The organism is Acidovorax delafieldii 2AN, from assembly GCF_000175235.1.
Lineage (GTDB): Bacteria > Pseudomonadota > Gammaproteobacteria > Burkholderiales > Burkholderiaceae_C > Acidovorax > Acidovorax delafieldii_B.
Genome location: NZ_ACQT01000610.1, coordinates 1 through 657, shown reverse-complemented (window position 1 = coordinate 657; position 657 = coordinate 1). Strand labels below are relative to the sequence as shown.

General features: G+C 66.7%; 1 protein-coding gene. It reads right to left on the bottom strand.

Translation table 11 applies throughout. The features are described from left to right. Positions 1 to 40: 40 nt before the first annotated feature. On the bottom strand, positions 41 to 559 hold the full coding sequence (locus ACDELDRAFT_RS23350; protein WP_005801920.1) for a DUF2242 domain-containing protein: 519 nt from the start codon (positions 557 to 559) through the stop codon (positions 41 to 43). Positions 560 to 657 lie beyond the last annotated feature (98 nt).

Below are 657 nucleotides of genomic sequence, written 5' to 3'. Positions count from 1 at the left end.
GGGCCCGCGGGCATGGCCGCCCGAAGGCCGGGGGGCGCGCTCAGCGGGCCTTGCCGCCCAGGTAGGTCGAGATCAGGTCGAAGAAGCGCTGGTAGAACTTGCCGTCCGCAATGGTCTGGCCGGCCACCTTCACCAGCGAATCGGCGCTTTTGGACCAGGGCATGGTGATGCTGCCCGCGCCGGCCACGCTGAACCCCGTGGCGCCCGAGGTCTTCTTGAGCGCGTAGGTGGTTTCCACCGCGTTGGCAAACACCATGCTGCCGCCGTCGTGGTCCTTGCAGGTGACGAAGAAATCGATGGTGGCGTTCACCTCATCATCGGGCTGGAAGAGCTTTTGGGCATGGATGGCCTGCCCGTCGCTGGTTTCGATGCGGTAGCCCTGGCTGAGCAGCGCCCTCTGCGCGGCGTCGCAGGCTTTCGCGGGGGGCTGGTCCACGGCGCGCTGGTAGGGGGTTTCCTTCTTGAAGCCCTCCTCCTTGTAGACCGGAGAGCTGCCACACCCGGCCAGAACGGCAAGCAGGGACACCACCAAGGCTGGCTTCAGCAAAAGCGTTTTCATACCCCCGATTATCCTGCTGCGGGCACTGCTTTCACAGGTGCGAAGTGCGGGTTGCCGCCCCTGCGGGCCTGCTCGCGCGGCGCGGCCACGGTGGGTGG

What these genes read in the sequence shown, in the direction of transcription:
- ACDELDRAFT_RS23350 (WP_005801920.1), bottom strand. Translation starts at nt 559, where the DNA reads ATGAAAACGCTTTTGCTGAAGCCAGCCTTGGTGGTGTCCCTGCTTGCC.